Here is a 1,590-nt window from a genome sequence, read left to right on the forward strand (position 1 = left end):
TTTTTTTTGTTTATGATTTTAAAAAAAGTATTGATTTTCTTATCTTAATGGTATGAAAAGCAATGTCGTTTGGAAGACCAATAATCAGACGCAATTGAGTCTTCTCCCACCCAGTTATGATGATCTTGTTCCCGAAAATCACCCGGTACGTATCGTCAACAGCATTTTGGACCGGATAGATATCCGTTCCATTGAAAACACCTATAAAGGAGGCGGGACCTCTAGCTATCATCCCCGGGACCTTTTAAAGATTTTGGTCTACGCCTACCTTCGCAACTTATACTCCTCCCGTAAGATCGAACAGGCATTGGGCGAGAATGTCCACTTTATGTGGCTCAGCGGCTGTATCCGGCCCGACCATAACACCATCAGCAATTTTCGCTCGGGCAAACTCAAGGGGAAGTTCAAAAAGATCTTTAACCAAGTTGTGATACTACTGGCAGAACAGGGCTATTTGAGCTTAAAGGAAATCTATGTCGATGGCACCAAGATCCAGGCCAATGCCAATCGTTATACTTTTGTATGGGGAAAAAGTATCAAGACCTCACGTTCCCGTATCGAGAAACAACTAAAAGAACTATGGAGGTATGTGGAGACGGTGTATGCCGAAGAGGAACAAAGGCCCAACGGGCCGGACAACTTTGAAGCAATAGACCCTGACCAGGTATCACGGACAATCGACAAGATCAACCAGGCACTTAAAGGGAGGAAAGTTGATGGAAAAGTAAGGCAAAAGCTCGATTACGCCAAGAAGAACTGGCCAAAGAATATCGCCAGGTACAACAGGTACGAGCAACAGATGGGCGGACGCAACTCTATGAGCAAGACGGATCCCGACGCCACTTTTATGAGGATGAAAGAGGACCATATGCTCAATGGACAGCTCAAACCAGGGTACAATCTACAGGCAGCCACCAACAATCAGTTCATAGCAAACTACACCCTTGCACAGACCACCGCGGACACCACCACACTTATCGACCATACCGAAGACTTTATAAAAGGTTACGGAAAACCACCCAGGGCACTAACGGCCGATGCAGGCTATGGGAGCGAAGAAAACTACACCTACCTTCATGAGAAGGATATTGATGCATTTGTAAAGTATAACTACTTCCATAAAGAACAGTTGGATGAGAAACGTGGAAGGCAGAAAAGGCCATTTGCAGCGGACAATCTCTTTTACAACAATGAAACGGACACCTATTATTGCCCGATGGGACAGCCCATGGAGAACATAGGGAGCTATTTAAAAAAGACCGCTACCGGATACCAGCAAAAAATAAATAGGTACCAGGCCAAGAACTGTGCAGGCTGTCAGCTCAGAAGCCTGTGCCATAGATCAAAGGGCAATCGCATAGTAGAGAGAAACCACAAGCTGGCCAGGCTCAAGGCAAAGGCAAAACAAAAATTATTGGGTCCGGAAGGAATCGCTCACAGAAAACAAAGATGCTGGGATGTTGAGGCCGTTTTTGGCAACATAAAGCACAATATGAACTTTAAAAGGTTCATGCTAAGAGGTCTTGATAAGGTGGAAACGGAAATAGGGCTCATTGCAATGGCACATAACCTTAAAAAAGTGAGCTTGGC

At 45.0% G+C, this 1,590-nt stretch carries 1 protein-coding gene; it reads left to right on the plus strand.

What is annotated here, in order from left to right:
- Positions 1-52: 52 nt before the first annotated feature.
- A partial coding sequence (locus C7972_RS23625; protein WP_110358616.1) for an IS1182 family transposase occupies positions 53-1,590 on the plus strand: 1,538 nt, incomplete at its 3' end.

The sequence above is a fragment of the Arenibacter sp. ARW7G5Y1 genome (assembly GCF_003201775.1).
Lineage (GTDB): Bacteria > Bacteroidota > Bacteroidia > Flavobacteriales > Flavobacteriaceae > Arenibacter.